Here is a 576-nt window from a genome sequence, read left to right on the forward strand (position 1 = left end):
AGGGGGCATCGAATCGCTGACCAAGGTTAAAAACGCCGTTACTATCCCTCATGGAATTGGTTCTGTGTTTCGGACACACGGCAAAAGTACTGTTCGCCCGGATTTTTTACCAGGGAGCGAGTACATTTTATACGTGTCGAGATTTGACGTTTACAAGCATGATTTTCAAGTGGTCAGTGCTTACGGGAAACTACCTCAAGAGCTTCGTGAAAGGTTCCCGCTGATTCTTGTCGGGGAAACAAATCTGCCGGAAGCCGAGCGTGTAAAGACTCTGATTTCGACGCTAGGCCTGGAAGGCCAGGTCCTGCTACTTGGCGCTATTCCTTATCAGGAACTTCCTCCTCTGTATCACCACGCGTATCTGAATCTCTTTGCCTCGTCGTGCGAGAACAGCCCGAACATACTTCTTGAAGCGCTCGCTTCAGGTCGGCCAATGATTTGCTCCAATGTTATGCCCATGCCGGAGTCTGGCGCGGACGCAGCATTGTATTTTTCGCCGTTTGACTCCCAAGACATAGCAGACGTATTGACAGAAGCATTAACAAATCCGGAGTTCTTGAAAAAGCTGGCCGTTGC

General features: G+C 49.7%; 1 protein-coding gene. It reads left to right on the forward strand.

Going from position 1 to position 576, the window contains the following annotated elements; translation table 11 throughout:
• Positions 1 to 576: glycosyltransferase (locus AC1DVH_RS32490; RefSeq protein WP_477757224.1), on the forward strand; the 576-nt coding region annotated here is incomplete at both ends.

It is taken from the genome of Pseudomonas sp. P4_C3, assembly GCF_056402075.1.